Origin of the sequence: Pantoea sp. FN0302, from assembly GCF_050113775.1 — a bacterium.
In the GTDB taxonomy this organism is placed as follows: domain Bacteria; phylum Pseudomonadota; class Gammaproteobacteria; order Enterobacterales; family Enterobacteriaceae; genus Mixta; species Mixta alhagi.
This window is the reverse complement of record NZ_JBNJSM010000001.1, coordinates 62296-85454: the sequence shown is the minus strand read 5'-3', so window position 1 is coordinate 85454 and position 23159 is coordinate 62296. Positions and strand designations below refer to the sequence as shown.

Here is a 23159-nt window from a genome sequence, read left to right as displayed (position 1 = left end):
GTTGCGGTTATTCAGGCAGCGAAACGCGCTGGCGCTCGCTGTATTTACTCCTGGCGATCCGGCGTTTCAGCACGCTTTTTGGGAATAAACTGGCGGAACAGTTCCTGGCTTTTTAACGGCTTGCCGCCCAGCCAGGGTTTTAACGCCATTCGCGTAAAGCGTTTTGCGGCTCGCAACGTATCGCCATCAGGAAAATTTCGCTCGGCGAGCGCGCGCAGCTGCCGTCCGGTAAAGCTGCGCTGATTAATGACCAGGCTGGCAATAAAGCCTTTTTCTTCACGATAGCTATAGGTCATGCCATCTTCAATCTCTTCTCCTGTGCCAGCACAGTGCAAAAAATCGACGCCATAACCTAAATGACTGAGCAGCGCCAGTTCAAACTGACGCAATGCCGGTTCCGGGCTGCCGTTGGCCTGTGCCAGAGACTGGATGCAGTGAAGATAATCAAAGAAGAGTTCGGGAAAGGGGGTTTCATGCTCCAGCACGCGCGCAACCAGCTCGTTAACATACAGGCCGCAGTACAGGGTAGTGCCGCTTAAGGGCAAAGCCAGCGAGACCGCCTCTACATTGCGCAGCGTTTTCACTTCACCACGACCGCCCCAGCGAACCAGCAGCGGCGTGAAAGGCTGTAGCGCCCCTTTGAGATGGGAGCGCTTAGCGCGCGCGCCTTTGGAAATAACGCGCACCCGACCATGATTTTCGGTAAACAGATCCAGCATCAGGCTGGTTTCGCTCCAGGGCCGCCCATGCAGGACAAAAGCGCGTTGCCAGCCTTCCATTCAGTGATTAAAGATCGTCAACATAGCCCAGACTACGCAGCGCACGTTCGTCATCTGCCCAGCCAGACTTCACTTTAACCCACAGTTCAAGATGCACTTTCATCTCGAACAGCTCTTCCATATCCTTACGCGCTTCAATACCGATGGTTTTGATTTTGGCGCCTTTATTACCGATCACCATCTTTTTCTGGCCTTCACGCTCCACCAGAATCAGGCCGTTGATATCATAACCGCCGCGTTCGTTGGTGATAAAGCGCTCAATCTCAACCGTGACCGAATAGGGCAGCTCGGCCCCCAGGAAACGCATCAGTTTTTCACGGATAATTTCCGACGCCATAAAACGCTGTGAGCGGTCGGTGATGTAATCTTCCGGGAAGTGATGATCGGCTACCGGCAGGCGCTTGCGCACGATACTGGCAATGGTATCGACATTTTTACCGCTTTCTGCGGAGATCGGCACCATATCCATAAATTCCATCTGCTCGCTCAGGAATTTCAGGTGCGGCAGCAGGATAGATTTATCGGTAATGTTATCGACTTTATTGATGGCCAGCAGCACCGGCACTTTGTTCTCTTTCAGCTTGTTGAGAACCATTTCATCATCCGCCGTCCAGCGGGTGCCTTCCACCACAAAGATGATCAGCTCTACGTCGCCAATTGAGCTACTGGCGGCGCGGTTCATCAGGCGGTTGATAGCCCGCTTCTCTTCAATGTGCAGGCCGGGCGTATCCACATAAATCGCCTGATACGCGCCTTCGGTATGGATGCCCATAATACGATGGCGCGTGGTTTGCGGTTTACGCGAGGTAATGGAAACCTTCTGCCCCAGTAACTGGTTCAGCAGCGTGGATTTTCCAACGTTGGGGCGGCCGACAATCGCAATAAAGCCGCAGTGCATCTGTTGTTCGCTCATTCGAGTCCTAACTTAATCAGCGCCTGTTCGGCCGCTGCCTGTTCAGCTTTACGACGGCTGGAACCGGTGCCTACCACCGGATCCGCCATGCCGCTCACCTGACAGTGAATGGTAAATTCCTGATCGTGCGCTTCGCCACGCACCTGCACCACCAGATAGGAGGGCAGCGGCAGATGACGACCCTGCAGATACTCCTGCAGACGCGTTTTTGGATCTTTCTGTTTGTCGCCGGGGCTAATCTGATCCAGACGGCTTTGATACCAGTTCAGAATCAGCTGCTCGACGGTCTGAATGTCGCTGTCGAGAAACACGCCGCCGATTAATGCTTCAACGGTATCGGCAAGGATCGATTCACGACGGAATCCGCCGCTTTTCAGCTCGCCAGGCCCCAGACGCAGGCATTCGCCTAAATCAAATTCGCGCGCCATCTCCGCCAGGGTGTTTCCCCTTACCAGCGTTGCGCGCATGCGGCTCATATCGCCCTCATCCACGCGGGGAAAGCGGTGATAAAGCGCATTAGCAATAACAAAGCTCAGGATGGAATCGCCAAGAAACTCAAGACGCTCGTTGTGCTTACTGCTGGCACTCCGGTGGGTTAATGCCTGTTGCAGTAGATCCTGATGAGTAAAAGTGTAGCCCAGCTTTCGCTGGAGCTTGTTAATGAGGATGGGATTCATGCGATACCAATTTCAATAATGCGTCAATTATGCTGCATACGAAACAGGGCTGACAGCGGTCAACGCTAAACAGTTTCGTTTGCAGTGGCTTCCCGCAGGCGGGAAGCCATCCGTTTTACTCACGGCAACCTTAGTGGATGCCGCCAATACGACTCAGGCGAACGCCGGTTGGCCATTCACCCTCCTGTTTTTCAAAGCTCATCCAGATCGCGGTCGCTTTGCCAACCAGGTTTTTCTCTGGTACGAACCCCCAGTAACGGCTGTCAGCGCTGTTATCACGGTTATCGCCCATCATAAAATAGTGGCCTGCCGGCACAACCCAGCTCGCCTGCGGCTGTCCCGGCTGCTGATAATACATGCTGGCCTGACTTTGCGCTTCTGTTACCAGTAAAATATTGTGGGTTACGTCACCCAATGTCTCTTTACGGGCCGCCAGACGCAGGCCGCCGGGCATGGTTTCGCCCTGCGGCACCTGCCAGAAACCGTTACCGGATTCATTACCATCAAAGCCGCTGAAAGTCTGGATAAAGTTGCTGGGCGCTACGTCCGAGTAGGTAACCGGCAGCGCTTTATCGCACGATTTACCGCTGTCGCAAGCCGGGTTCACCGTCAGCGTTTTATTCAGAGCGTCATACGTCACGCGATCGCCAGGCAGGCCGATAACGCGCTTGATGTAATCCAGGCTCGGATCTTTAGGGTATTTAAACACAGCGATATCACCGCGTTTTGGATGCCCGGTCGGGATCAGCGTGGTTTGGGTAATAGGATCTTTAATGCCGTAGGCAAATTTCTCTACCACGATAAAATCGCCAATCAGCAGCGTCGGCATCATTGAACCGGAAGGGATCTGGAACGGCTCGTAAATAAACGAGCGCACCACGAATACCACCGCCAGCACCGGGAACACCGATGCTGCCGTTTCTACCCAGCCAGGCTGCTTCGCTACTTTCGCCAGCGTTTTATCATCCAGCGAACTGCCGGTTTGCGCCTGGGCCTGGGCCTGCTGCGCGCGGCGGGCTGGTGCCCACTTAAACCTGTCGATACACCAGATAATGCCGGTAACCAGCGTCGCAATCGCCAGAATCAGGGCAAACATATTAGCCATCAGATATCCTTATTTACTGTCTTTGCCCACGTGCAGAATGGCCAGGAACGCTTCCTGCGGCAGCTCAACGTTACCGACCTGCTTCATGCGTTTCTTACCTTCTTTCTGCTTCTGCAACAGCTTTTTCTTACGACTTACGTCGCCGCCGTAGCATTTAGCGATAACGTTTTTACGCAGCTGTTTCACTGTCGAACGGGCAATAATGTGGTTACCGATCGCCGCCTGAATCGCAATATCAAACTGCTGACGCGGGATCAGATCTTTCATCTTTTCTACCAGCTCACGACCACGATACTGCGAGTTGTCGCGGTGGGTAATCAGCGCCAGCGCATCAACGCGTTCGGCGTTGATTAATACGTCTACACGCACCATGTCAGAGGCCTGGAAGCGTTTGAAGTTATAATCCAGTGACGCATAACCGCGCGAAGTGGATTTCAGACGATCGAAAAAGTCCAGCACCACTTCCGCCATCGGAATCTCATAGGTCAGCGCAACCTGATTACCGTGATAGACCATATTGGTTTGTACGCCGCGTTTTTCAACGCACAGCGTAATCACGTTGCCCAGATATTCTTGCGGCATCAGCATGTGACATTCGGCAATCGGCTCGCGCAGCTCGCTAATATTATTCAACGGCGGCAGCTTGGAAGGGCTGTCGACATAAACGGTTTCACCACCGGTGGTTTCTACCTCATACACCACGGTCGGCGCGGTGGTGATCAGGTCAAGATCGTATTCACGCTCCAGACGCTCCTGAATGATCTCCATATGCAGCAGGCCAAGGAAGCCGCAGCGGAAACCAAAACCGAGCGCCGTTGAGCTTTCCGGCTCATAAAACAGCGAGGCATCGTTCAGACTCAGTTTGCCCAGCGCATCGCGGAAGGCTTCATAATCGTCTGAGCTGATCGGGAACAGACCGGCATAAACCTGCGGCTTCACTTTCTTAAAGCCCGGCAGCGCTTTTTCCGCGGTATGTTTCGCACCGGTTAAGGTATCGCCTACCGGCGCGCCGAGGATATCTTTAATCGCGCAAACCAGCCAGCCTACTTCACCGCAGTTCAGCACATCGCGATCCACCCGCTTCGGCGTAAAGATCCCCAGACGGTCAGCGTTGTAGACCTGCCCGGTACTCATCACCTTGATTTTCTCGCCCTTGCGCAGGGTGCCGTTTTTAATACGCACCAGCGACACAACGCCCAGATAGTTATCAAACCAGGAGTCGATGATCAGCGCCTGCAGCGGCGCGCTTGGGTCGCCTTCCGGCGGCGGAATATCACGTACCAGCCGCTCCAGCACTTCCGGCACGCCCACGCCGGTTTTGGCCGAGCAACGCACCGCATCCGTGGCGTCGATACCAACAATATCTTCAATTTCCTGCGCCGCGCGATCGGGGTCGGCCGCTGGCAGGTCAATTTTGTTCAGTACCGGCACCACTTCCAGATCCATTTCGATGGCGGTATAGCAGTTAGCCAGCGTTTGCGCTTCTACGCCCTGCCCTGCATCAACCACCAGCAGCGCACCTTCACAGGCAGCAAGAGAACGCGAGACCTCATAGGAGAAGTCAACGTGGCCTGGCGTGTCGATAAAATTGAGCTGGTAAGTTTCACCGTTTTGCGCTTTGTAATCGAGCGTCACGCTCTGCGCTTTAATAGTGATGCCGCGTTCCCGCTCCAGATCCATTGAGTCCAGAACCTGCGCAGCCATTTCACGATCGGCCAGGCCGCCGCAAATCTGGATCAAACGATCTGATAAGGTCGATTTACCGTGGTCAATGTGCGCGATGATCGAAAAGTTTCTTATATGCTTCATTATGGAGGTTATTCTGCCTTACAAATGCTGAAACTCTCGCGATGCAACCTCAGGAGAGCGTGGAATATCACAGGCGGAGACAGCCCGAATGGCGCATTGTACACGACATATCAGGGTGGTGGAATCATCGCGCCGGGAGATAAAGCAAGGAAAACGGGATGATAGCCTATTTGCTGTAAGGGAGGTGTAAAAAAGCGCAAAACATTGGCCGAACGAGATGCATCGTCCGGCTGACATTTAGTGGGATTCTGGCTCAACCCGAAGCGCATCGGGCGGCAACATAATATTCAGGATCACCGGCTGGAAAGCTTCGCCCTCGCCAAAGCGCATCGAAACGCCTTTGGCTACGATAAAGCCGCCGATTCCGCCTAACAGCGCGCCACAGGCTGCGGCCAGATCGGTATGAAACAGCATCTGAAACAGCCCGGCCAGCAAAAACAGCCCTAACAACGGCGTCATATAAACCAATAGCGCAGAGCTTAACAGGCTGCTTTCACGAATGCCTAACTCAACCCGTTGACCGGGCTGCAGCGGCTGTTCACTGGCAATCTGCATCACGTGCGCATTTTTTGGCCCCAGCTTGTTCAGCATTGCGCTGCCGCAGCCTTTGCGCGCTGAACAACTGTTACAGGTGGTTTTCACTTCCGAGTGGAGCGTGGCGATGCCATCCTGCCACGCAACTACGGTGGCCCATTCTCTCATCATCGTTGTGTACCTAAGTTGATACTGTCGGCGATACGCTTCGCCGTAGAGGGCGGCAATTCGCCAACAATGGTAATTTCAGTATTGTTGCGGGTAGCAGTTTGCACCGTGCGACGACCAGTACGCAATAGCTGCGTCGTGCTGTTTTTATCCGCCGGGCTGACGTTAATTGAAAAACTAAATAGCCCGTCTGAATAGAACCTTGATTCCACAAGCTTATTGATAGATGGCAGCGAACGTCGGCTTTGCGCCACCTCTTTCATACCAGCAGGCAACCAGACGGGCTGCCAGTTGAAAGAGACTTTTTGCGCTTCAGGCACCGAGAGCGACGGCGGCAAATCTGCCTTCTCCAGCCCCTGCATTAAATTGCGCACGCCTTCATCAACGGCAAAGCTGACCACGCGATACTGTTCCAGCGTTTCACCATCGCGATCGAGCAGATCGATACGCAACGGCAGCCGGGTTTCGCTATCCAGCCACACAATGTAGCTGTAACGCGTACCGTCGCGCGCCACAATGCGCACCACTTCGCACAGCTGATCGGCAATACGCGTGCGCCCAACGGGCACAAAATCATAGCTGGTGGTTAAGTGTTTGAAATCGGCGTAAACCACTGAGGGAAGCGCATCAACGATATGCGAGCCGGGCAGCGAGAAAGGCTCCAGCCCCGGTTCAAAGTAGCTGATATCCTTGCCACGCTGAATCACTTCCCGACGCGGCCCATCCATCTGCAACAGCTGGGCATAAATCTTGTTATCAATTACCGCATGGCGATAGCGTAACGATTCAATACCCAACCGGGAGACAGTGATGTAGGCGAGTTCATAATTGAGAGATTGGCTGGCCTGTTCCATCTGTTGTAACAACGCCCCGGATGCAGTTTCCTGCGCCGGGGCGACGGACGGATAAAACAGGCCGCCAGCCAAAAGGCTAACGACACACCAGAGCTGCTTCATTACTGCTGCTGTATTCCTAACGACTGATTTCCTGGAACCTGAACCTGCGCCTGTTGTGGGCCGTTCGCATCAAACTGCATCTGTTCGGTATGTAAACGACGCTGTAGTTCGTAATCCTGCAGCATGGCATTTACCCGACGACGCTGCTCCTGCACTTGCTGGCTGGCGCTGTTGGTGTCAAAGCTTTCAGAAGGCACGCCCAGGCTAACCGGTGAAGCCTTGCCCATCATTGGAAGCGTATTAAATACGGGCGCTTCTGAGCCCTGGCTGGCATCCTGCGGCTGGTTATAATGCTGTACGCCAACAATAACCGCCAGAGAGACACAGGCCGCCATGCCAACCTGGGTAATTTGCGCAGCCCACGGGCCCATTTTTTTCCAGAAAGGCATTTTTTCCCAGCGCGCAGGTTCTGGCTGCGCTTCCGGGATAAGCGTAGTGATATTACGCACCGGCTCTTGTTCGATAGCAGCGGCAACGCGCGCGGCAATATCGAAATGCACGGTTTCGCCCACGTCACCACGCAACGTATCGCGGATAAGATGATAGCTTTCCCATCTTTGTTGCAGCGTAGCGTCTTTAGACAATGCGGAAATCACTTCGTTGTCCAAAGTTTCGCCATCCATTAAAGCGGAAAGTTTTTCTTTCTGCATGCCTTAGTACCCTTCCTGTATCCGTTATTTCTAACGTTGGATAAGTGGTTGAACTTTGTTATCGATGGCCTCTCGTGCGCGAAAAATACGCGAGCGGACGGTGCCGACCGGACAATCCATGATGGCAGCTATCTCTTCATAGCTTAGACCATCCAGCTCCCGCAGCGTGATCGCCATACGCAGATCTTCCGGGAGCGATTCAATGGTACGGAACACTACCTGTTTCAGTTCATCAGACAACATTAGATTCTCAGGGTTCGAAATTTCTTTCAGCGCCCCGGCGCTTTCAAAATTTTCAGCCTCCATCGCATCCACATCGCTGGATGGCGGGCGTCTCCCCTGAGCAACCAGATAGTTTTTCGCGGTGTTAACGGCAATACGGTATAACCAGGTATAAAACGCGCTATCGCCGCGAAATGAATCAAGCGCACGATAAGCCTTAATAAAAGATTCTTGTACCACATCGGGTACATCGCCTGACGGTACGTAGCGCGAAACCAGGCTCGCCACTTTATGCTGGTAACGTACGACCAGTAAATTGAATGACTTCTGATCTCCTTTCTGTACCCGTTCAACGAGAATCTGATCCGTTAATTGCTCGCTCATCCGAGGTAATATCTCCTCAAATCATTCTCCACGCATAAATGAACCACCAGCAATCACTCAACTTTATGAGCAAGCTTTCGTTAGAGCCGGTCATAAGACAATAGTTCAGTTAAGCCACTTTTTTGTTGCGTCACCGGGTACTTTTACCTAACAAAATATTTAAATATGCTGAGGAAACGCACGGCGCCGACCTGTTTTTCATCATTAACCGGCTATCTGACGTAAGCCGCAGAGTACCCGATGCGCATGACATTTTCATCAATAACGCATAATTATTGCACCTTGTTCGCCATAATAAACAAATCACCGTTAAAACAGCCATTTCTCAGACTTTTCAAAGCAAAGAGCGATAAGGCCAGCGGTAAAACAAATGTTACTTTGCTTTAGATCGTGCTTTCATCATGTTTAATCTCTTTTTTAATCTGCTTTTTCCGCTTATGCTCGCATGACCACTTGTTTAGTAAAATAAACACCATGAGCGATATTTCTGATTACCAGTGCGATGTGTTGATTATTGGCAGCGGCGCGGCAGGTTTGTCATTGGCGCTGCGGCTGGCAGAGACGCAACAGGTTACCGTGTTAAGTAAAGGGCCGGTCAGCGAAGGTTCAAGTCTCTATGCACAGGGCGGTATTGCCGCCGTTTTTGATGAGATGGACAGCATCGAATCTCACGTAGAGGATACGCTGATTGCCGGAGCCGGGCTGTGCGAGCGCGAAGCGGTGGATTTTATCGCCAGCAATGCGCGCCACTGCGTCGAGTGGCTCATAAAACATGGCGTCGCCTTCGATAAAGAAACCCAGCCTGACGGCGAGGAACGTTATCACCTGACACGCGAAGGCGGTCACAGTCATCGTCGCATTTTACACAGCGCGGACGCCACCGGGCGCGAAGTGGTGACCACGCTGGTGAGCCAGGCGCTAAGTCATCCCAATATTCGCATTCTGGAACGTACGAATGCCGTCGATCTTATTCTTTCTGACCGGCTGGGCATGTCCGGGCCACGCCGTGTGCTGGGGGCCTGGATTTGGAATCGTAATCGGGAGCAGGTGGAAACCTGTAGCGCACGTGCCGTGGTGCTGGCCACCGGTGGCGCGGCCAAAGTTTACCAGTACACCACCAATCCTGACGTCGCCTCCGGCGATGGGGTTGCTATGGCCTGGCGTGCCGGTTGCCGCGTGGCCAATATGGAATTCAACCAGTTTCATCCGACCTGTCTCTATCATCCTCAGGCGCGCAATTTCTTATTAACCGAGGCGCTGCGTGGCGAAGGCGCTTATTTGCGCCGTCCTGACGGCAGCCGTTTTATGCCTGATTTTGATGAGCGCGCCGAGCTGGCACCGCGCGATATTGTCGCGCGCGCGATCGATCATGAAATGAAACGGCTTGGTGCCGAATGTATGTATCTGGATATCAGCCATCAGCCCGCTGATTTTATTCGCGCTCACTTTCCGATGATTGATGAGAAGCTCCGCTCGCTGGGTTTTGATTTAACCCGCGAGCCGATACCGATTGTGCCGGCGGCCCATTACACCTGTGGCGGCGTTATGGTTGATCATCATGGTCGTACCGATGTGGCGGGCCTCTACGCCATCGGAGAAGTGAGCTATACCGGTTTACATGGCGCTAACCGCATGGCGTCGAACTCACTGCTGGAGTGTCTGGTATATGGCTGGTCTGCCGCAGAAGAGATGGGGCGTACGCTGTCGCATATTGCGCGTATCGACAGGCTACCGGCATGGGATGAGAGCCAGGTAGACGATTCGGACGAACGGGTCGTGATCCAGCACAACTGGCATGAGCTGCGGCTGTTTATGTGGGATTACGTTGGTATTGTGCGCACCACCAAACGCCTGGAGCGCGCCAGCCGCCGCATTGCTCTGCTCCAGCAGGAAATAGAAGAGTATTACCGCCATTTCCGTATCTCGAACAACCTGCTGGAGCTAAGGAACCTGGCGCAGGTTGCCGAACTGATTATCCAGAGCGCCATGCTGCGTAAAGAGAGCCGGGGCCTGCACTTTACGCTCGACTATCCCGCCACACTGCCGGATTCAGGCCCAACGATCCTGACGCCGCCGGGTTACATAAACAGATAAAAGTCCTGCGTCAGGCTGCAGAAAGCCGGGGAGTAACGCTGGTCTGGCCCGCGAATGACCATGTGCTCTTGTAACAGCTCTCCCGCAACCGGCGAAAACCCCAGCAGCACGCGATGCGGCAGTCGTGTGCTGTTTTCCGCCACATCATTACGGAAACGCAGATGCCAGCCACGCGCCAGCGCCATGCTGACGAACCGCTTGCCCTCTTCTTCCGGCAATACCAGGCAAAAGAAGCCCTCTTCGCCAATCAGCGTTTCCGCGCACTGCAATAAACTTTCATGGTTCAGGGTATGCGTGGCGCGCGCCTTATCCCGTGCGGATGAAGCACAGGCTGGCCCCGGCGTAAAATAGGGCGGATTGCTGACAATCAGCGAATAACGTTGTTCCTGACGTTTTGCCCAATCAATAATATCAGCCTGATGGATATGAATACGCTGCGCCCAGGGCGAACGCGCAGCATTTTCGGCTGCCTGCGCTGCCGCCTCTGGCTCCAGCTCTACGGCATCAATCGCTACTGCTTCGGCGGTGCGCTGCGCCAGCATTAATGCCAACAGACCGCTGCCGCTGCCGATATCCAGAACACGCGCAGCCTGCGCCACCGGAGCCCACGCGCCCAGCAAAATGCTGTCGGTGCCAACTTTCATTGCACAGCGATCGTGTGCGATAAAAAAGCGTTTAAAAGTAAAACCGTTGCCACGTAACTGGCGTTTTGATTGCGACATAATCAGGACCAAAGACAAAAACGGTGCCAGCATAGGGGAAATAAGAAAGGGTTAAAAGCGATAAACTGCCGACAAACAGATGAAGATCGTCGCTAATCTGTCTATAATCAGCGCCCCAAACTGAGGTAGAACATGACCGCAACCACATTCTCCGAACTCGAACTTGACGAAAGCCTGCTGGATGCCCTGCAGGACAAAGGCTTTTCCCGCCCTACCGCTATTCAGGCAGAAGCGATTCCCCCTGCGCTGGATGGTCGCGACGTGTTGGGTTCAGCACCAACCGGGACCGGGAAAACGGCGGCTTATCTTTTGCCTGCGCTGCAACATCTGCTGGATTTCCCGCGTAAAAAATCTGGTCCGCCACGGGTATTGATCCTGACGCCGACGCGCGAACTGGCGATGCAGGTTGCCGATCAGGCGCAGGAGCTGGCTAAGCATACTCAGCTGGACATCGCCACCATTACCGGCGGCGTGGCCTATATGAACCACGCTGAAGTGTTCAGCGAAAACCAGGATATCGTGGTAGCCACCACGGGACGCCTGCTGCAATACATTAAAGAAGAAAACTTCGACTGTCGGGCGGTAGAGATCCTGATCCTCGACGAAGCGGACCGCATGCTGGACATGGGTTTTGCGCAGGACATCGAGACTATCGCGGCGGAAACGCGCTGGCGCAAGCAAACCATGCTCTTTTCTGCCACGCTGGAAGGCGACGGCATTAAAGATTTCGCCGAACGTCTGCTCAAAGAGCCGGTGGAAATCGATTCGGATCCTTCACGTCGTGAACGTAAAAAGATCCAACAATGGTATTACCGCGCAGACGATGTTGCCCATAAGACCAAATTGCTGGTGCATCTGCTGAAACAGCCGGAAGCCACCCGCTCTATCGTCTTTGTGCGTAAGCGCGAGCGTGTGCATGAACTGGTCGGCTGGCTGCATGAAGCCGGTATTCAGACCAGCTATCTGGAAGGCGAGATGGTGCAGGCAAAGCGTAACGAAGCGCTGAAGCGTCTGATGGATGGTCGGGTTAATGTACTGGTAGCCACCGATATAGCCGCACGCGGCATCGATGTGGATGACGTTAGCCATGTGTTTAACTTCGATCTGCCTCGCACGGCGGATGTCTATTTGCACCGTATTGGTCGCACCGGCCGCGCGGGTCGTAAAGGCACGGCGCTGTCGCTGGTCGAAGCGCACGATTATCTGCTGCTGGAGAAAATCAGCCGCTACATCAGTGAGCCGCTGAAAGCGCGCACTATTGATGAGCTGCGCCCGGCCACGCGCGCGCCCAGCCAGAAATTAAAAGGCAAGCCGTCGAAGAAAGTGCTGGCGAAGCGTAAAGAGAAAGAGAAGAAAAAAGAAGAAGAGAACAAGCCACGCGTTAAAGTACGTCACCGCGACCGCAAAAATATCGGGAAGCGACGCAAACCTGCCGCCGCTAACGGTAGCGATACGAATAAAGATGGTGCTGAATAATTGCACCGGGCAACAAAAAACCGCCGATAATTGGCGGTTTTTTTTCAGGCTGAGCGAGGGAATCGGGGCCTGTACGCAAGTTTTGACGCCAACCCGTTAAAAAGCTTAAAGATTGTCAGGCGTTAAACGATAAGCGTTTACAGACTATTGTTTCTGAATCTCTTTTCTCCTTTCTGGCGCGCTGCTTTTTTCAACGCGCCTGCAATCTTCAGAACCTTTTTAGCTTACAGGCTCTCAGTAAAAGTACGAGTAATGACATCACGTTGCTGTTCAGGAGTCAGAGAATTAAAACGTACGGCATAACCTGATACGCGGATGGTCAGCTGCGGATATTTTTCCGGATGCTTAACCGCATCTTCCAGCGTTTCACGACGCAGCACGTTAACGTTCAGATGCTGACCGCCTTCCACGCGTACCTGCGGTTTCATTTCCAGCGGGACTTCGCGATACTCGAACTGTCCGAGATCGCTTACCGGGACAATCTGATCTTCGGTGTAATCGCCTTTTGCACAGACGCAACGCGCTTCAGCCTTTTCATCATCCAGCAGCCAGAACGAGTTAAGCAGTGCGTTGTTATTGGTTTTTGTAATTTGAATACCTGTAATCATATTTGCCTCCCAGGCGTAATGACGCCAACGCCATGACGGCGTCAGATTTGCGTTTAAAAAACATCCGTCTGTTTATATACCAATGCATTGCCCGACCAACTTTGATACAAATCAATTAAATGCCTGGTGCCAGAATTGGCACAAAGCTAAATTTTTGTTTTGAATCAATTTTCCCGAATAAATTATTTTTGTAAATTTTCAATTTATTTTGGGGGTTGCTCATGCGCGCAGAGTCGCTACTCTGTTGTTTTACTTTAAGAAGGAAGAACGTCATGGATAAAGCAGTAACCTGGCATGATGTGCTGGCAACGGAAAAAGAGCAGCCCTATTTTATTGAAACGCTGAAGATGGTGGCACAGGAGCGCGCGGCAGGCGTTACGGTTTATCCGCCGAAAGAAGATGTGTTTAACGCGTTTCGTCTGACCGAACTCAACGATGTAAAAGTAGTTATTTTAGGGCAGGATCCCTATCACGGCCCTAACCAGGCGCACGGTCTGGCATTTAGCGTCAGGCCTGGCGTTGCGGTTCCGCCTTCATTAATGAATATGTATAAAGAACTGGAGCAGGATATTCCCGGCTTTACGCGTCCGAATCATGGTTTTTTAGAGAGCTGGGCAAAGCAAGGCGTGCTGTTGTTGAATACGGTATTAACTGTCGAGGCGGGCAAAGCGCATTCCCATGCGCGTTTTGGCTGGGAAACCTTTACCGATCGGGTGATTGCCGTTATTAACGAGACGCGTGAAAACGTGGTGTTTTTACTCTGGGGCTCACATGCGCAGAAGAAAGGCAGTATTATTGATACGCAACGGCATCATGTGCTGAAGGCACCGCATCCCTCCCCGCTTTCTGCCCATCGGGGATTTTTTGGCTGCAGGCACTTTTCCCGCACCAATGAGATTCTGGCGCAGCAGGGCGACAAGCCAATTGACTGGACGCCACATCTTCCCTGAAACAACCGCGCCGTGACTGAGCCACGGCGCGAGCAGAATTAGCCTTTGGCTTTCGCCACGGCAACCATCGCCGGGCGCAGCAAACGACCATTCAGGGTATATCCGCGCTGCATCACCATCATAACGTGGTTCGGCGCAACGTCGTCCGATTCCATCATCGACATCGCCTGATGAACATCGGGATTAAACGGCACATTGGTTTCACCTACCACCTCAACGCCGAATTTACGTACCGCAGCCAGCAGAGACTTCAGCGTCAGCTCGATACCTTCGATCATCGCATTCAGGTCTGGATTGGTTTTATCCGCCACTTCCAGCGCACGCTCCAGGCTATCGATCACCGGAAGCAGCTCATTAGCGAATTTTTCCAGCGCAAACTTATGCGCTTTTTCCACATCCAGTTCGGTACGGCGGCGGATATTTTCAATCTCTGCCTGCGCACGCAGCTGAGCATCACGTACGCCGTTCTGTAATCCGGCCAGCTGCTCTTCAAGCTGAGCAATACGTTCATCACGCGGATCCACCACGTCTGCTTCAGACTCTGCCGTCTCCACGCTCTCGTTTTGCTGCTGTTCCATTTCAATCTCGTCTGAGACTTGCTCGTTTGGTGCTTTCTGATCTTTACTACTCATGAATTTCTCCGCGTTTTGCACATTCATCTCGCTGGTTCGCTTATTATGGGGATCAGATTAATGGTTTCAAGGGAACCAGTCACAATGTCAGGGCAGAATTGCCTCATGAGGAAGACCAGCATAATGAACAAACATTTCCAGTGCATCGGCATCGTCGGACATCCCCGTCATCCTACCGCCCTGACCACTCACGAAATGCTCTGGCGCTGGCTTAGCGAGAAAGGCTACGAAGTTATTGTTGAACAACAAATTGCGCGTGAGCTGTCGCTGGAACATGTGCAAACCGGCTCGCTGGCGGAAATTGGTCAACGCGCCGATCTGGCGGTGGTGGTCGGCGGCGATGGCAATATGCTGGGCGCGGCGCGCGTACTGGCGCGTTACGATATAAAAGTTATCGGCATCAACCGTGGCAATCTGGGCTTTCTCACCGATCTGGACCCCGATAACGCGCAACAGCAGCTGGATGATGTGCTGCGCGGCGAATACATCACAGAAAAACGTTTTCTGCTAGAAGCGCGCGTGTGTCGTGGCGAAGGCGCGCCGCGTATTGGCACCGCAATTAATGAGGTGGTGCTGCATCCGGGCAAAGTGGCGCATATGATTGAGTTTGAGGTTTATATCGATGAGAACTTCGCGTTCTCGCAGCGCTCTGACGGGCTGATTATCTCTACGCCTACCGGCTCTACCGCCTACTCTCTTTCGGCTGGCGGCCCAATTTTAACGCCATCGTTGGATGCCATCGCACTGGTGCCAATGTTTCCGCATACCCTTTCCGCCCGTCCGCTGGTCATTAACAGCAGCAGCACCATCCGCCTGCGTTTTTCCGACCTGCGCAACGATCTGGAGATCAGCTGTGACAGTCAAATCGCGCTGCCTATCCAGGAAGGCGAAGATGTGCTGGTACGCCGTAGCGACTATCACCTCAACTTGATCCACCCAAAAAACTACAGCTATTTCAATACGCTAAGTTCTAAACTCGGCTGGTCGAAAAAATTATTTTAAAAAGCGCAACGTGCCGCTTTACTGTATATAAAACCAGATTATACTGTACGAAAAACCATGTCTGTGTTTATGTACAGGAAGGCACATATGCTGGCCCAACTCACCATCAGTAATTTTGCAATTGTTCGCGAGCTGGAAATTGATTTTCAACGTGGCATGACCGCGATTACCGGGGAGACCGGTGCTGGTAAATCCATTGCTATCGATGCGCTGGGCCTCTGTCTGGGCGGCCGTGCTGAAGTGGATATGGTGCGCCAGGGCGCTAATCGTGCCGATCTCTGCGCCCGCTTTAATCTGAAAGATACGCCTTCAGCCCTGCGCTGGCTGGAAGAAAATCAGCTGGACGATGGCCAGGAGTGCCTGCTGCGCCGCGTAATCAGCAGCGATGGCCGCTCCCGTGGTTTTATCAACGGCACCGCAGTGCCCCTCTCTCAGCTGCGCGATTTAGGCCAGCTGCTAATTCAGATTCATGGGCAGCATGCGCACCAGCTGCTGTTAAAACCGGAACATCAAAAATCTTTGTTGGACGCCTATGCCGATCAGCCGCTGCTGATGCAGAGCATGGCGGCCAACTACCGTCAGTGGCATCAGAGCTGTCGCGCACTGGCACAGCATCAACAGCAGATGCAGGAACGCGAAGCAAGACGCGAGCTGTTGCAATATCAGCTAAAAGAGCTGAATGAGTTTGCCCCAGTCGCCGGTGAGTTCGAACAGATTGACGAGGAATACAAACGCCTCGCCAACAGCGGGCAGCTGCTTTCCACCAGCCAGCAGGCGCTTCACTTGCTGGCCGATGGCGACGACAGTAATTTGCAAAGCCTGCTCTATACCGCACGTCAGATGATGGGCGAACTGGTCACGATGGATGAAAAACTGAGCGGCGTGCTGAACATGCTGGAAGAAGCCTCCATCCAGATTAGTGAAGCAAGCGATGAGCTTCGTCATTACTGCGATCGTCTTGATCTCGATCCCAACCGGCTGTATGAGCTGGAGCAGCGTCTGTCACGTCAGATAAGCCTGGCGCGTAAGCATCACGTTGCACCAGAGGCGTTACCGGCCTTCCATCAGCAACTGTTGGACGAAGAACAACTGCTGTCGCAGCAGGAGAGCGATCAGGAAACGCTGAGCATGGCGGTAACGCAGCATCATCAGGCGGCACTTGCCAGCGCACAGAAGCTGCATGAGCAACGCGCGCATTACGCGCAAGAGTTAACTCAGCTGATTACCGAGAGCATGCATGCGCTCTCAATGCCGCACGGTCAGTTTACTATTGCCGTACAGTTCAACCCTGAGCAACTCACCGCTGAGGGCGCGGATCGCATCGATTTTCGCGTTAGCACTAACCCGGGTCAGCCGTTACAGCCGTTGGCTAAAGTGGCTTCCGGTGGTGAGTTGTCACGTATTGCTCTGGCGATTCAGGTTATCACCGCCCGTAAGATGGATACGCCAGCGCTGATTTTCGATGAGGTGGATGTGGGTATCAGCGGGCCGACGGCCGCAGTGGTTGGCAAGCTGTTGCGTCAGTTGGGCGAATCAACGCAGGTTATGTGCGTCACGCACCTGCCGCAGGTGGCGGGTTGTGGTCATCATCATTTCTTCGTCAGCAAAGAGACTGACGGCGCGATGACTGAAACCCACATGCAGCCGCTGGATAAGCGTGCACGCCTGCAGGAACTGGCGCGTTTGCTGGGCGGCAGCGAAGTGACGCGGAATACGCTGGCGAATGCGAAAGAGCTTTTAGCGGCCTGATATGCACTTTTTTACATTCCTGCGGTCATATGCTTGCTCTGTAAAGGTTTCCAACTGCGGTCAGGTTTATTATCATCGACAGCTTGTCGCCTGAATGAAACACATTGATCGCAGGCTGTGTTCAGACCGTGCTGGCACCAAACTCGCCTGTTTAAAAGGCGTTGAGCCTAAAAAAGGAATGTATAAATGCGCTGTAAAACGCTGACTGCTGCTGCAGTGTTACTTCTCATGATGACTGCTGGCTGTTCCACTCTGGAGCGCGTGGTTTACCGTCCTGATATCAATCAGGGTAACTATCTCACAACCACTGACGTTGCCAAGCTGCGCGTGGGCATGAACAAACAGCAGGTTGCCTATACGCTGGGTACGCCGATGATGAGCGATCCATTCAGCAACAATACCTGGTATTACGTATTCCGCCAGCAGCCTGGCCATGAAAAAGTAACCCAGCAAACGCTGACGCTGACTTTCGACAGTAGCGGCGTTCTGACCAATATCGATAATAAACCGAACCTGAGCGGCAACAAAGCTAACAACTAACCTGTTGTCGGGCATAAAAAAAGGCGCTGAAAGCGCCTTTATTTTTTTGCCGAACGTTCAGCACGCTGCCGTCGCAGCTCTTTCGGATCGGCGATAAGCGGACGATAAATTTCCACGCGATCGCCATCGTTAACCTCGTCCTGCAGTTTTACTGGTCGGCTATAGATGCCAATTTTATTCTGCGTCAGGTCAATATCATGACGCAACTCCAGTAAGCCGGACGCGCGGATAGCCTGTTCAACGCTGCTGCCTTCTGCCAGCGTTACCTGGCGCACATACTGTTTTTCCGGCAGCGCATAGACTACCTCAACAGTGAGCTCAGGCACGGTAAACCTCTTTTGCACGCTGGGTAAAGGCCTGAACCATACTGTTTGCCAGCTCTTTAAAGATACGGCCAAACGCCAGCTCAACCAGCATGTTAGTAAATTCGAACTCCAGATTGAGCTCAACTTTACAGGCATCGTCACCCATTGAGGTAAAAGTCCAGCCGCCGGTTAGCTTACGGAACGGACCATCCACCAGCTGCATGCGGATGCTTTGATTACTGGTGAGCATGTTATGCGTCACGAACGTTTTGCTGATACCAGCTTTAGAAACATCGACCGACGCCGTCATCTCCTGTTCGGAAGCGGACAGCACACGGCTTCCCGAACAACCAGGCAAAAATTCCGGATAGGCATCAACATCGTTAACTAACTGGTACATTTGTTCAGCACTGTAAGGCACGAGTGCAGAACGGCTAATCTGGGCCATATCGTTTCCTGTGATTCCTAAAACGTACAAATAATAGCATTTTCAACAGCCAAACAGAAATTCTCTAAGTCGCAAGGCGTGCTAGAATAGCTTTTTTTCCCGGCGAATTTGGGACCGGGGATGCGATTAACACTGGTCTGATGTAAACTAAGTTGCACTATGACAAAGAAAAAAGCACATAAACCTGGTTCTGCCACTATTGCCCTTAACAAACGCGCCCGCCATGAATACTTCATTGAAGAGGAGTTCGAAGCGGGAATGGCGCTACAAGGATGGGAAGTTAAATCGCTACGCGCCGGTAAAGCCAACATCAGCGACAGCTATATTCTGCTGCGCGACGGTGAAGCTTATCTGTTCGGTGCCACCTTTCAGCCGTTGTCGGTCGCATCCAGCCATGTTGTCTGCGATCCTACGCGTAACCGTAAGCTGCTGCTAAATCAGCGCGAGCTGGACAGCTTGTACGGCCGCGTTAATCGCGAAGGCTATACGGTTGTTGCGCTGTCGCTCTACTGGAAAAACGCCTGGTGCAAGATTAAAATTGGCGTTGCGCGCGGTAAGAAACAGCATGACAAGCGTGAAGATGTAAAAAGCCGCGAATGGCAGCTGGATAAAGCACGCATTATGAAGAATGCCCATCGCTAAGCGCTGGATTGACCAAACGTTTTTTGCTATACTCTTTAATTCTTGGGGCTGATTCTGGATTCGACGGGATTCGCGAAACCCAAGGTGCATGCCGAGGGGCGGTTGGCCTCGTTAAAAGCCGCAAAAAAATAGTCGCAAACGACGAAAACTACGCACTAGCAGCTTAATAACCTGCTTAGAGCCCTCTCTCCCTAGCCTCCGCTCTTAGGACGGGGATCAAGAGAGGTCAAACCTAAAAGAGATCGCGTGGATACCCTGCCTGGGGTTGAAGCGTTAAAACTAATCAGGCTAGTTTGTTAGTGGCGTGTCCGTCCGCAGCTAACAAGCGAATGTAAAGACTGGACTAAGCATGTAGTACCGAGGATGTAGGAATTTCGGACGCGGGTTCAACTCCCGCCAGCTCCACCAAATTCTTGGTTGATGGTTCCAGAGCCATTTAACGAAGTCCTGAAAGCCCGCATGGCACAAGCCCTGCGGGCTTTTTTGTGTCTGTAAGCTTCCGAGCCGATCCGCCTGAATCCAAAGATAATTGGTACACATTTAGGTACACGCTATAAAGTGGGCGGGGAATGTTTCAGCGGCAGCGGCCCGGCTTTCAGTAGATCCTCGTTTACGTCTTGAATATTCGAAGCGTATTAAAGAAATGGCTGAAGACCTTAGACCATGGGCTAATCTCGGCCTCATCACATGGGAACAGGCTGCACGTGAGGCACAGGAAACTCGCAACCTGATAATGGATAGGGTCAGATCGCGAAGTACCCCGCTGAGCCGTGCAATAGCAGAGCAGATGAAATCATCTGGCAAAACGATAAATGAGCTATAAGATTCCAAAAACCAGGAGACAGCTGGCTATTAACGGGGCAGGCATTACCGGAGGAGCTGCTGGCGGAGCGATGGCTGGTTTAATGTGCGGTCCGGGAGCGCCAGAATGAGTAGAAAAACCATGAGACATCTCTCATTGAAATTTAAAATGCCTGATTTTCGCGGCGTATCGCGCCGCTTCAGTTTAAGAAAATTATTGGTACCTCAGAAGGTGTTTCGCCAACCCAGACTAATACTCACATTCAATACCGGGGCAGAGATATTCAATTTCCTCAATTAGTTCAGCACACTTTTTTTTAAAAGAGGCAGAACTACAAGTATACTTTAATTCATCAAGCCGATTTAGAATTTGCCTGTGATCAGGTAATTCGCCATTCAATAACGAATCCATTGTCACCCTCCCCAGAATAGTGAGTTGAGTAATATCATAGCATTTTACTTCACCAAGCTGTTCAAAATGCTGGGCAATTTGTTGCTCTATTGTGTTTGACATCGTTTTGACTACCCAATTAAAGAAACCATGCTCATGTAAATAATATTGATTATAGTTTTTTTAAAGACTATTTGAAGTCAATACTTTTGATTTACACGCAATCACAACAGTTATTTCAAAAAATTACAATTCAGTAATGGCAAGATAAAAATCTAAAAACACCCCTTAACCAGAATAAAAATCTAGATTTAAAACACAAATCGATTTTTTATGTCGAAAGATGTAAATATACAGCTTAAACCTTATGATTTAGCGCCAACGACAGCAACATCTTAAAAAAATTCAGTTGAGCCCTTAAAAAAGCTCTGTTACATAACATCCAGCCTTGAAGGATTTTATTACAAGGCAGACAGATGCTTAATTACACAGAGACATAATTATGAAAAAAACAATTGTTGCGTTATTCATTGGTACAGCTTTAGCGCCCGTTGCACACGCTGCTGAAGTCTATAATAAAGATGGCAATAAACTTGACGTTTACGGCAAGGCCGTTGCTCGTCATTATTTTAGCAAAAATTCATCTATTGATGGTGACAATACCTACATCCGTTTTGGATTTAAGGGTGAGACCCAGATCACCAATGAACTTACTGGCTATGGTCAGTGGGAGTACAATATTCAGGCTAATCACTCAGAAAGTGGTCGCGATGCGCAGAATGGAAACAAAACGCGTTTAGGTTTTGCTGGTCTGAAGTTTGGTAACTGGGGCTCACTGGATTATGGACGTAACTACGGTGTGATTTATGACGTCGCAGCGATTACAGATACGCCAGTGATTTTTGATGACGAGACTTTCAGCTATACCGATAACTTTATGACAGGCCGTGGTAATGGTTTCTTAACTTATCGGAATAACAATTTCTTTGGTTTGGTTGATGGCCTGAATTTTGCTCTTCAGTATCAGGGCGCGAACAATGATAGCACAAACAACTCCCGCGATCCTATGCGCTCAAATGGAGATGGCTACGGTGCATCTGTAAGTTATGATTTCGGATACGATATTACTGCTCTTGGCGCATATTCATCTTCACGCCGCACTGAAGCCCAGAACAATCTTTTACTGGGTGAAGGTAAACATGCTGATATCTGGGCTGTAGGCCTGAAATACGATGACGGTCACGCTTACCTGGCAGGTACATATGCGCAGGCGCGTAATCTTACACCGATCCGTTCACTCGGTTATGCTAATAAGTCAGAAAACCTTGAGCTGGTGGCTAAATATACCTTTGACAACGGCTTCGTGCCTGGCGTAGGTTATTTCCGTTCCAAAGGAAAAGATTTAGGGCCAGCTGCGGACCAGGATCTGTTGCATTACTGGGATTTTTCTATCAGCTATTATTTCAACAAAAACATGTCCATTTATGCTGACTATAAGCTTAACCGCATCAGCAGCAACAACCAACTTGGACTCGCCCACGATGACCAAACGGGTCTGGGCCTCACTTATCAATTCTGATAATAAAGGCCTGCTTTGCAGGCCTTATCTTTATGTTGGAATGATCAAAACAAATCGGGCTCCACCAAGTGTACTATCTTCACATTTCACCGTCCCGCCATGAGCCTGGGCAATTGCCCGTACCACTGACAGCCCCAGGCCTGATGAACCATGAGCAGTTTGTTTTAGAGGATCTATTCGATAAAACGATTCAAAAATAGTATGCCGCAATTCCGCTTCTATACCTGGCCCCTCGTCTTCGACAGTAATATAAAGCTTGTCGCCACCCATCCAACAATGAATGCTGATAACACCTTCATTGGCGTAATCAAGCGCATTATGGAGTAATGCAAGTATCGCCTGCCTGAGTCGTACATGATCTGCGTAACAGTTGTTAACCAAAATTTTGTAAACCAGCTTTTTCCCACGCTTAGCAAAATTTGGCTCAAGTGATTGTAAGATAGTATTTATTTCCTGACTGACATCGCCCCATTCTCTGTAGAGTGTAAGCTGATTTGAATCTGCTAAACTCACCGTCCGCAAATCATCAATTAAGCGTGACAGGCCATCAATATTTTTCATAAATGCAGCAATGACATCAGGATCGGCGCTAAGTACTCCGTCAGCTATTCCCTGAAGCCCGCCTTTAAGAACCGTCACAGGGGTTCTCAGCTCATGAGCAATAGCTGCGTTCCAGAGCTTCATATCGTTCGTCATGATCTCCATACGTTCAGCCATCAGATTAAAATCCTGCACCAATAGATCAAGTTCATTAAGGCAGAACGTGCCTGCCTTAGCTCTTGTGGTAAGGTTTCCCTGGGCAATTTGTCTTGCAGAGGCTGCAATGGATGTAATAGGAGGCAATAGCTTTTTTGCAAACTTAAGCGAAATAAAAAAAGATAAAAAAACCGTTAATAAAGTAGATATTAATATCGGCAAATAATCACTGGGTTCGGGAATGATTTCTATTGGATCATGGATAAAAAAAAAGCGTAAAGATAATACACGGGGATAGGTAATATTGTTGCAATTACAGTGAGCATA

At 51.4% G+C, this 23159-nt stretch carries 24 protein-coding genes and 1 other RNA gene; 10 read left to right on the top strand and 15 right to left on the bottom strand.

Features of this window, described 5'->3' with window-relative positions; all coding sequences use genetic code 11:
- Positions 1-44: 44 nt before the first annotated feature.
- The 9 genes from recO to rpoE all read right to left on the bottom strand — a co-directional run bounded on the left by recO (position 45) and on the right by rpoE (position 8197).
- A complete protein-coding gene (recO, locus tag ACQE32_RS00440; protein WP_426971622.1) occupies positions 45-779 on the bottom strand; it encodes a DNA repair protein RecO in 735 nt (244 codons plus the stop codon).
- Between the two features lie 7 nt (positions 780-786).
- Positions 787-1692 (bottom strand): GTPase Era, encoded by a 906-nt coding sequence (era, locus tag ACQE32_RS00435; protein ID WP_085070661.1) that lies wholly within the window; start codon positions 1690-1692, stop codon positions 787-789.
- Positions 1689-2369: a ribonuclease III gene (rnc, locus tag ACQE32_RS00430; RefSeq protein WP_085070659.1), complete on the bottom strand. Its 681-nt coding sequence runs from the start codon at positions 2367-2369 to the stop codon at positions 1689-1691. Before rnc ends, era begins: the two co-directional genes overlap by 4 nt.
- A 130-nt stretch (positions 2370-2499) precedes the next feature.
- Positions 2500-3474, bottom strand: coding sequence for a signal peptidase I (lepB, locus tag ACQE32_RS00425; protein ID WP_085070657.1), 975 nt, complete (start codon positions 3472-3474; stop codon positions 2500-2502).
- A 9-nt stretch (positions 3475-3483) separates the two neighbouring features.
- Complete coding sequence (lepA, locus tag ACQE32_RS00420; RefSeq protein ID WP_426971621.1) at positions 3484-5283, bottom strand: translation elongation factor 4; 1800 nt, start codon at positions 5281-5283, stop codon at positions 3484-3486.
- A 237-nt stretch (positions 5284-5520) separates the two neighbouring features.
- On the bottom strand, positions 5521-5988 hold the full coding sequence (gene rseC, locus ACQE32_RS00415; RefSeq protein ID WP_426971619.1) for a SoxR-reducing system protein RseC: 468 nt from the start codon (positions 5986-5988) through the stop codon (positions 5521-5523).
- A complete protein-coding gene (gene rseB / locus ACQE32_RS00410) occupies positions 5985-6941 on the bottom strand; it encodes a sigma-E factor regulatory protein RseB (protein ID WP_426971617.1) in 957 nt (318 codons plus the stop codon). Before rseB ends, rseC begins: the two co-directional genes overlap by 4 nt.
- Positions 6941-7591: an anti-sigma-E factor RseA gene (gene rseA / locus ACQE32_RS00405; protein ID WP_426980639.1), complete on the bottom strand. Its 651-nt coding sequence runs from the start codon at positions 7589-7591 to the stop codon at positions 6941-6943. The genes rseB and rseA overlap by 1 nt, the downstream gene beginning before the upstream one ends.
- Before the next feature lie 30 nt (positions 7592-7621).
- Positions 7622-8197, bottom strand: coding sequence for an RNA polymerase sigma factor RpoE (gene rpoE / locus ACQE32_RS00400; protein WP_085070649.1), 576 nt, complete (start codon positions 8195-8197; stop codon positions 7622-7624).
- Positions 8198-8671: 474 nt separating this feature from the next.
- Here rpoE and nadB point away from each other — a divergent pair, with 474 nt between their 5' ends.
- Positions 8672-10291, top strand: a complete 1620-nt coding sequence (gene nadB, locus ACQE32_RS00395) for an L-aspartate oxidase (RefSeq protein ID WP_426980638.1) — start codon at positions 8672-8674, stop codon at positions 10289-10291.
- Here nadB and trmN read toward each other — a convergent pair.
- A complete protein-coding gene (trmN, locus tag ACQE32_RS00390; protein ID WP_426980637.1) occupies positions 10276-11046 on the bottom strand; it encodes a tRNA(1)(Val) (adenine(37)-N(6))-methyltransferase TrmN in 771 nt (256 codons plus the stop codon). The genes nadB and trmN overlap by 16 nt on opposite strands.
- A 99-nt stretch (positions 11047-11145) precedes the next feature.
- Here trmN and srmB point away from each other — a divergent pair, with 99 nt between their 5' ends.
- Complete coding sequence (gene srmB / locus ACQE32_RS00385; RefSeq protein WP_250650626.1) at positions 11146-12489, top strand: ATP-dependent RNA helicase SrmB; 1344 nt, start codon at positions 11146-11148, stop codon at positions 12487-12489.
- Between the two features lie 224 nt (positions 12490-12713).
- On the opposite strand, the gene grcA is transcribed toward srmB, so the two are convergent.
- Entirely contained in the window at positions 12714-13097 is a 384-nt protein-coding gene (grcA, locus tag ACQE32_RS00380; RefSeq protein WP_250650627.1) for an autonomous glycyl radical cofactor GrcA, read from the bottom strand.
- Positions 13098-13369: 272 nt separating this feature from the next.
- Here grcA and ung point away from each other — a divergent pair, with 272 nt between their 5' ends.
- On the top strand, positions 13370-14047 hold the full coding sequence (gene ung, locus ACQE32_RS00375) for a uracil-DNA glycosylase (RefSeq protein ID WP_250650628.1): 678 nt from the start codon (positions 13370-13372) through the stop codon (positions 14045-14047).
- Between the two features lie 38 nt (positions 14048-14085).
- On the opposite strand, the gene grpE is transcribed toward ung, so the two are convergent.
- Positions 14086-14679, bottom strand: a complete 594-nt coding sequence (gene grpE, locus ACQE32_RS00370; RefSeq protein ID WP_250650629.1) for a nucleotide exchange factor GrpE — start codon at positions 14677-14679, stop codon at positions 14086-14088.
- Positions 14680-14802: 123 nt separating this feature from the next.
- Here grpE and nadK point away from each other — a divergent pair, with 123 nt between their 5' ends.
- From nadK to bamE, 3 genes are all read left to right on the top strand, one after another.
- Complete coding sequence (gene nadK / locus ACQE32_RS00365) at positions 14803-15681, top strand: NAD(+) kinase (RefSeq protein ID WP_085070638.1); 879 nt, start codon at positions 14803-14805, stop codon at positions 15679-15681.
- Positions 15682-15768: 87 nt separating this feature from the next.
- Complete coding sequence (gene recN / locus ACQE32_RS00360) at positions 15769-17430, top strand: DNA repair protein RecN (RefSeq protein ID WP_426971605.1); 1662 nt, start codon at positions 15769-15771, stop codon at positions 17428-17430.
- Between the two features lie 186 nt (positions 17431-17616).
- Positions 17617-17970, top strand: a complete 354-nt coding sequence (bamE, locus tag ACQE32_RS00355; RefSeq protein ID WP_426971604.1) for an outer membrane protein assembly factor BamE — start codon at positions 17617-17619, stop codon at positions 17968-17970.
- A 38-nt stretch (positions 17971-18008) separates the two neighbouring features.
- On the opposite strand, the gene ACQE32_RS00350 is transcribed toward bamE, so the two are convergent.
- Both ACQE32_RS00350 and ACQE32_RS00345 read right to left on the bottom strand, forming a co-directional pair.
- A complete protein-coding gene (locus ACQE32_RS00350; protein ID WP_426971602.1) occupies positions 18009-18296 on the bottom strand; it encodes an RnfH family protein in 288 nt (95 codons plus the stop codon).
- A complete protein-coding gene (locus ACQE32_RS00345; protein WP_427021173.1) occupies positions 18289-18723 on the bottom strand; it encodes a type II toxin-antitoxin system RatA family toxin in 435 nt (144 codons plus the stop codon). The genes ACQE32_RS00350 and ACQE32_RS00345 overlap by 8 nt, the downstream gene beginning before the upstream one ends.
- A gap of 159 nt (positions 18724-18882) precedes the next feature.
- Between ACQE32_RS00345 and smpB the strand changes: the two genes are divergently transcribed.
- The 3 genes from smpB to ACQE32_RS00330 all read left to right on the top strand — a co-directional run bounded on the left by smpB (position 18883) and on the right by ACQE32_RS00330 (position 22136).
- Positions 18883-19365: an SsrA-binding protein SmpB gene (gene smpB, locus ACQE32_RS00340; RefSeq protein ID WP_085070628.1), complete on the top strand. Its 483-nt coding sequence runs from the start codon at positions 18883-18885 to the stop codon at positions 19363-19365.
- Positions 19366-19409: 44 nt separating this feature from the next.
- Positions 19410-19773, top strand: a transfer-messenger RNA (tmRNA) gene (gene ssrA / locus ACQE32_RS00335).
- 1286 nt (positions 19774-21059) lie between these two features.
- Positions 21060-22136 (top strand): porin, encoded by a 1077-nt coding sequence (locus ACQE32_RS00330; protein ID WP_426971569.1) that lies wholly within the window; start codon positions 21060-21062, stop codon positions 22134-22136.
- A 30-nt stretch (positions 22137-22166) separates the two neighbouring features.
- Here ACQE32_RS00330 and ACQE32_RS00325 read toward each other — a convergent pair whose 3' ends face one another.
- Entirely contained in the window at positions 22167-22940 is a 774-nt protein-coding gene (locus ACQE32_RS00325) for an ATP-binding protein (RefSeq protein WP_427021739.1), read from the bottom strand.
- On the opposite strand from ACQE32_RS00325, the gene ACQE32_RS00320 reads away from it, so the two are divergent.
- Positions 22900-23058: a hypothetical protein gene (locus tag ACQE32_RS00320; RefSeq protein ID WP_426973092.1), complete on the top strand. Its 159-nt coding sequence runs from the start codon at positions 22900-22902 to the stop codon at positions 23056-23058. The genes ACQE32_RS00325 and ACQE32_RS00320 overlap by 41 nt on opposite strands.
- The last annotated feature ends 101 nt before the right edge of the window (positions 23059-23159 follow it).

Coding starts and splice junctions, on each gene's coding strand:
- recO (WP_426971622.1), bottom strand. CDS start 779: ATGGAAGGCTGGCAACGCGCTTTTGTCCTGCATGGGCGGCCCTGGAGC.
- era (WP_085070661.1), bottom strand. CDS start 1,692: ATGAGCGAACAACAGATGCACTGCGGCTTTATTGCGATTGTCGGCCGC.
- rnc (WP_085070659.1), bottom strand. CDS start 2,369: ATGAATCCCATCCTCATTAACAAGCTCCAGCGAAAGCTGGGCTACACT.
- lepB (WP_085070657.1), bottom strand. CDS start 3,474: ATGGCTAATATGTTTGCCCTGATTCTGGCGATTGCGACGCTGGTTACC.
- lepA (WP_426971621.1), bottom strand. CDS start 5,283: ATGAAGCATATAAGAAACTTTTCGATCATCGCGCACATTGACCACGGT.
- rseC (WP_426971619.1), bottom strand. CDS start 5,988: ATGATGAGAGAATGGGCCACCGTAGTTGCGTGGCAGGATGGCATCGCC.
- rseB (WP_426971617.1), bottom strand. CDS start 6,941: ATGAAGCAGCTCTGGTGTGTCGTTAGCCTTTTGGCTGGCGGCCTGTTT.
- rseA (WP_426980639.1), bottom strand. CDS start 7,591: ATGCAGAAAGAAAAACTTTCCGCTTTAATGGATGGCGAAACTTTGGAC.
- rpoE (WP_085070649.1), bottom strand. CDS start 8,197: ATGAGCGAGCAATTAACGGATCAGATTCTCGTTGAACGGGTACAGAAA.
- nadB (WP_426980638.1), top strand. CDS start 8,672: ATGAGCGATATTTCTGATTACCAGTGCGATGTGTTGATTATTGGCAGC.
- trmN (WP_426980637.1), bottom strand. CDS start 11,046: ATGCTGGCACCGTTTTTGTCTTTGGTCCTGATTATGTCGCAATCAAAA.
- srmB (WP_250650626.1), top strand. CDS start 11,146: ATGACCGCAACCACATTCTCCGAACTCGAACTTGACGAAAGCCTGCTG.
- grcA (WP_250650627.1), bottom strand. CDS start 13,097: ATGATTACAGGTATTCAAATTACAAAAACCAATAACAACGCACTGCTT.
- ung (WP_250650628.1), top strand. CDS start 13,370: ATGGATAAAGCAGTAACCTGGCATGATGTGCTGGCAACGGAAAAAGAG.
- grpE (WP_250650629.1), bottom strand. CDS start 14,679: ATGAGTAGTAAAGATCAGAAAGCACCAAACGAGCAAGTCTCAGACGAG.
- nadK (WP_085070638.1), top strand. CDS start 14,803: ATGAACAAACATTTCCAGTGCATCGGCATCGTCGGACATCCCCGTCAT.
- recN (WP_426971605.1), top strand. CDS start 15,769: ATGCTGGCCCAACTCACCATCAGTAATTTTGCAATTGTTCGCGAGCTG.
- bamE (WP_426971604.1), top strand. CDS start 17,617: ATGCGCTGTAAAACGCTGACTGCTGCTGCAGTGTTACTTCTCATGATG.
- ACQE32_RS00345 (WP_427021173.1), bottom strand. CDS start 18,723: ATGGCCCAGATTAGCCGTTCTGCACTCGTGCCTTACAGTGCTGAACAA.
- smpB (WP_085070628.1), top strand. CDS start 18,883: ATGACAAAGAAAAAAGCACATAAACCTGGTTCTGCCACTATTGCCCTT.
- ACQE32_RS00330 (WP_426971569.1), top strand. CDS start 21,060: ATGAAAAAAACAATTGTTGCGTTATTCATTGGTACAGCTTTAGCGCCC.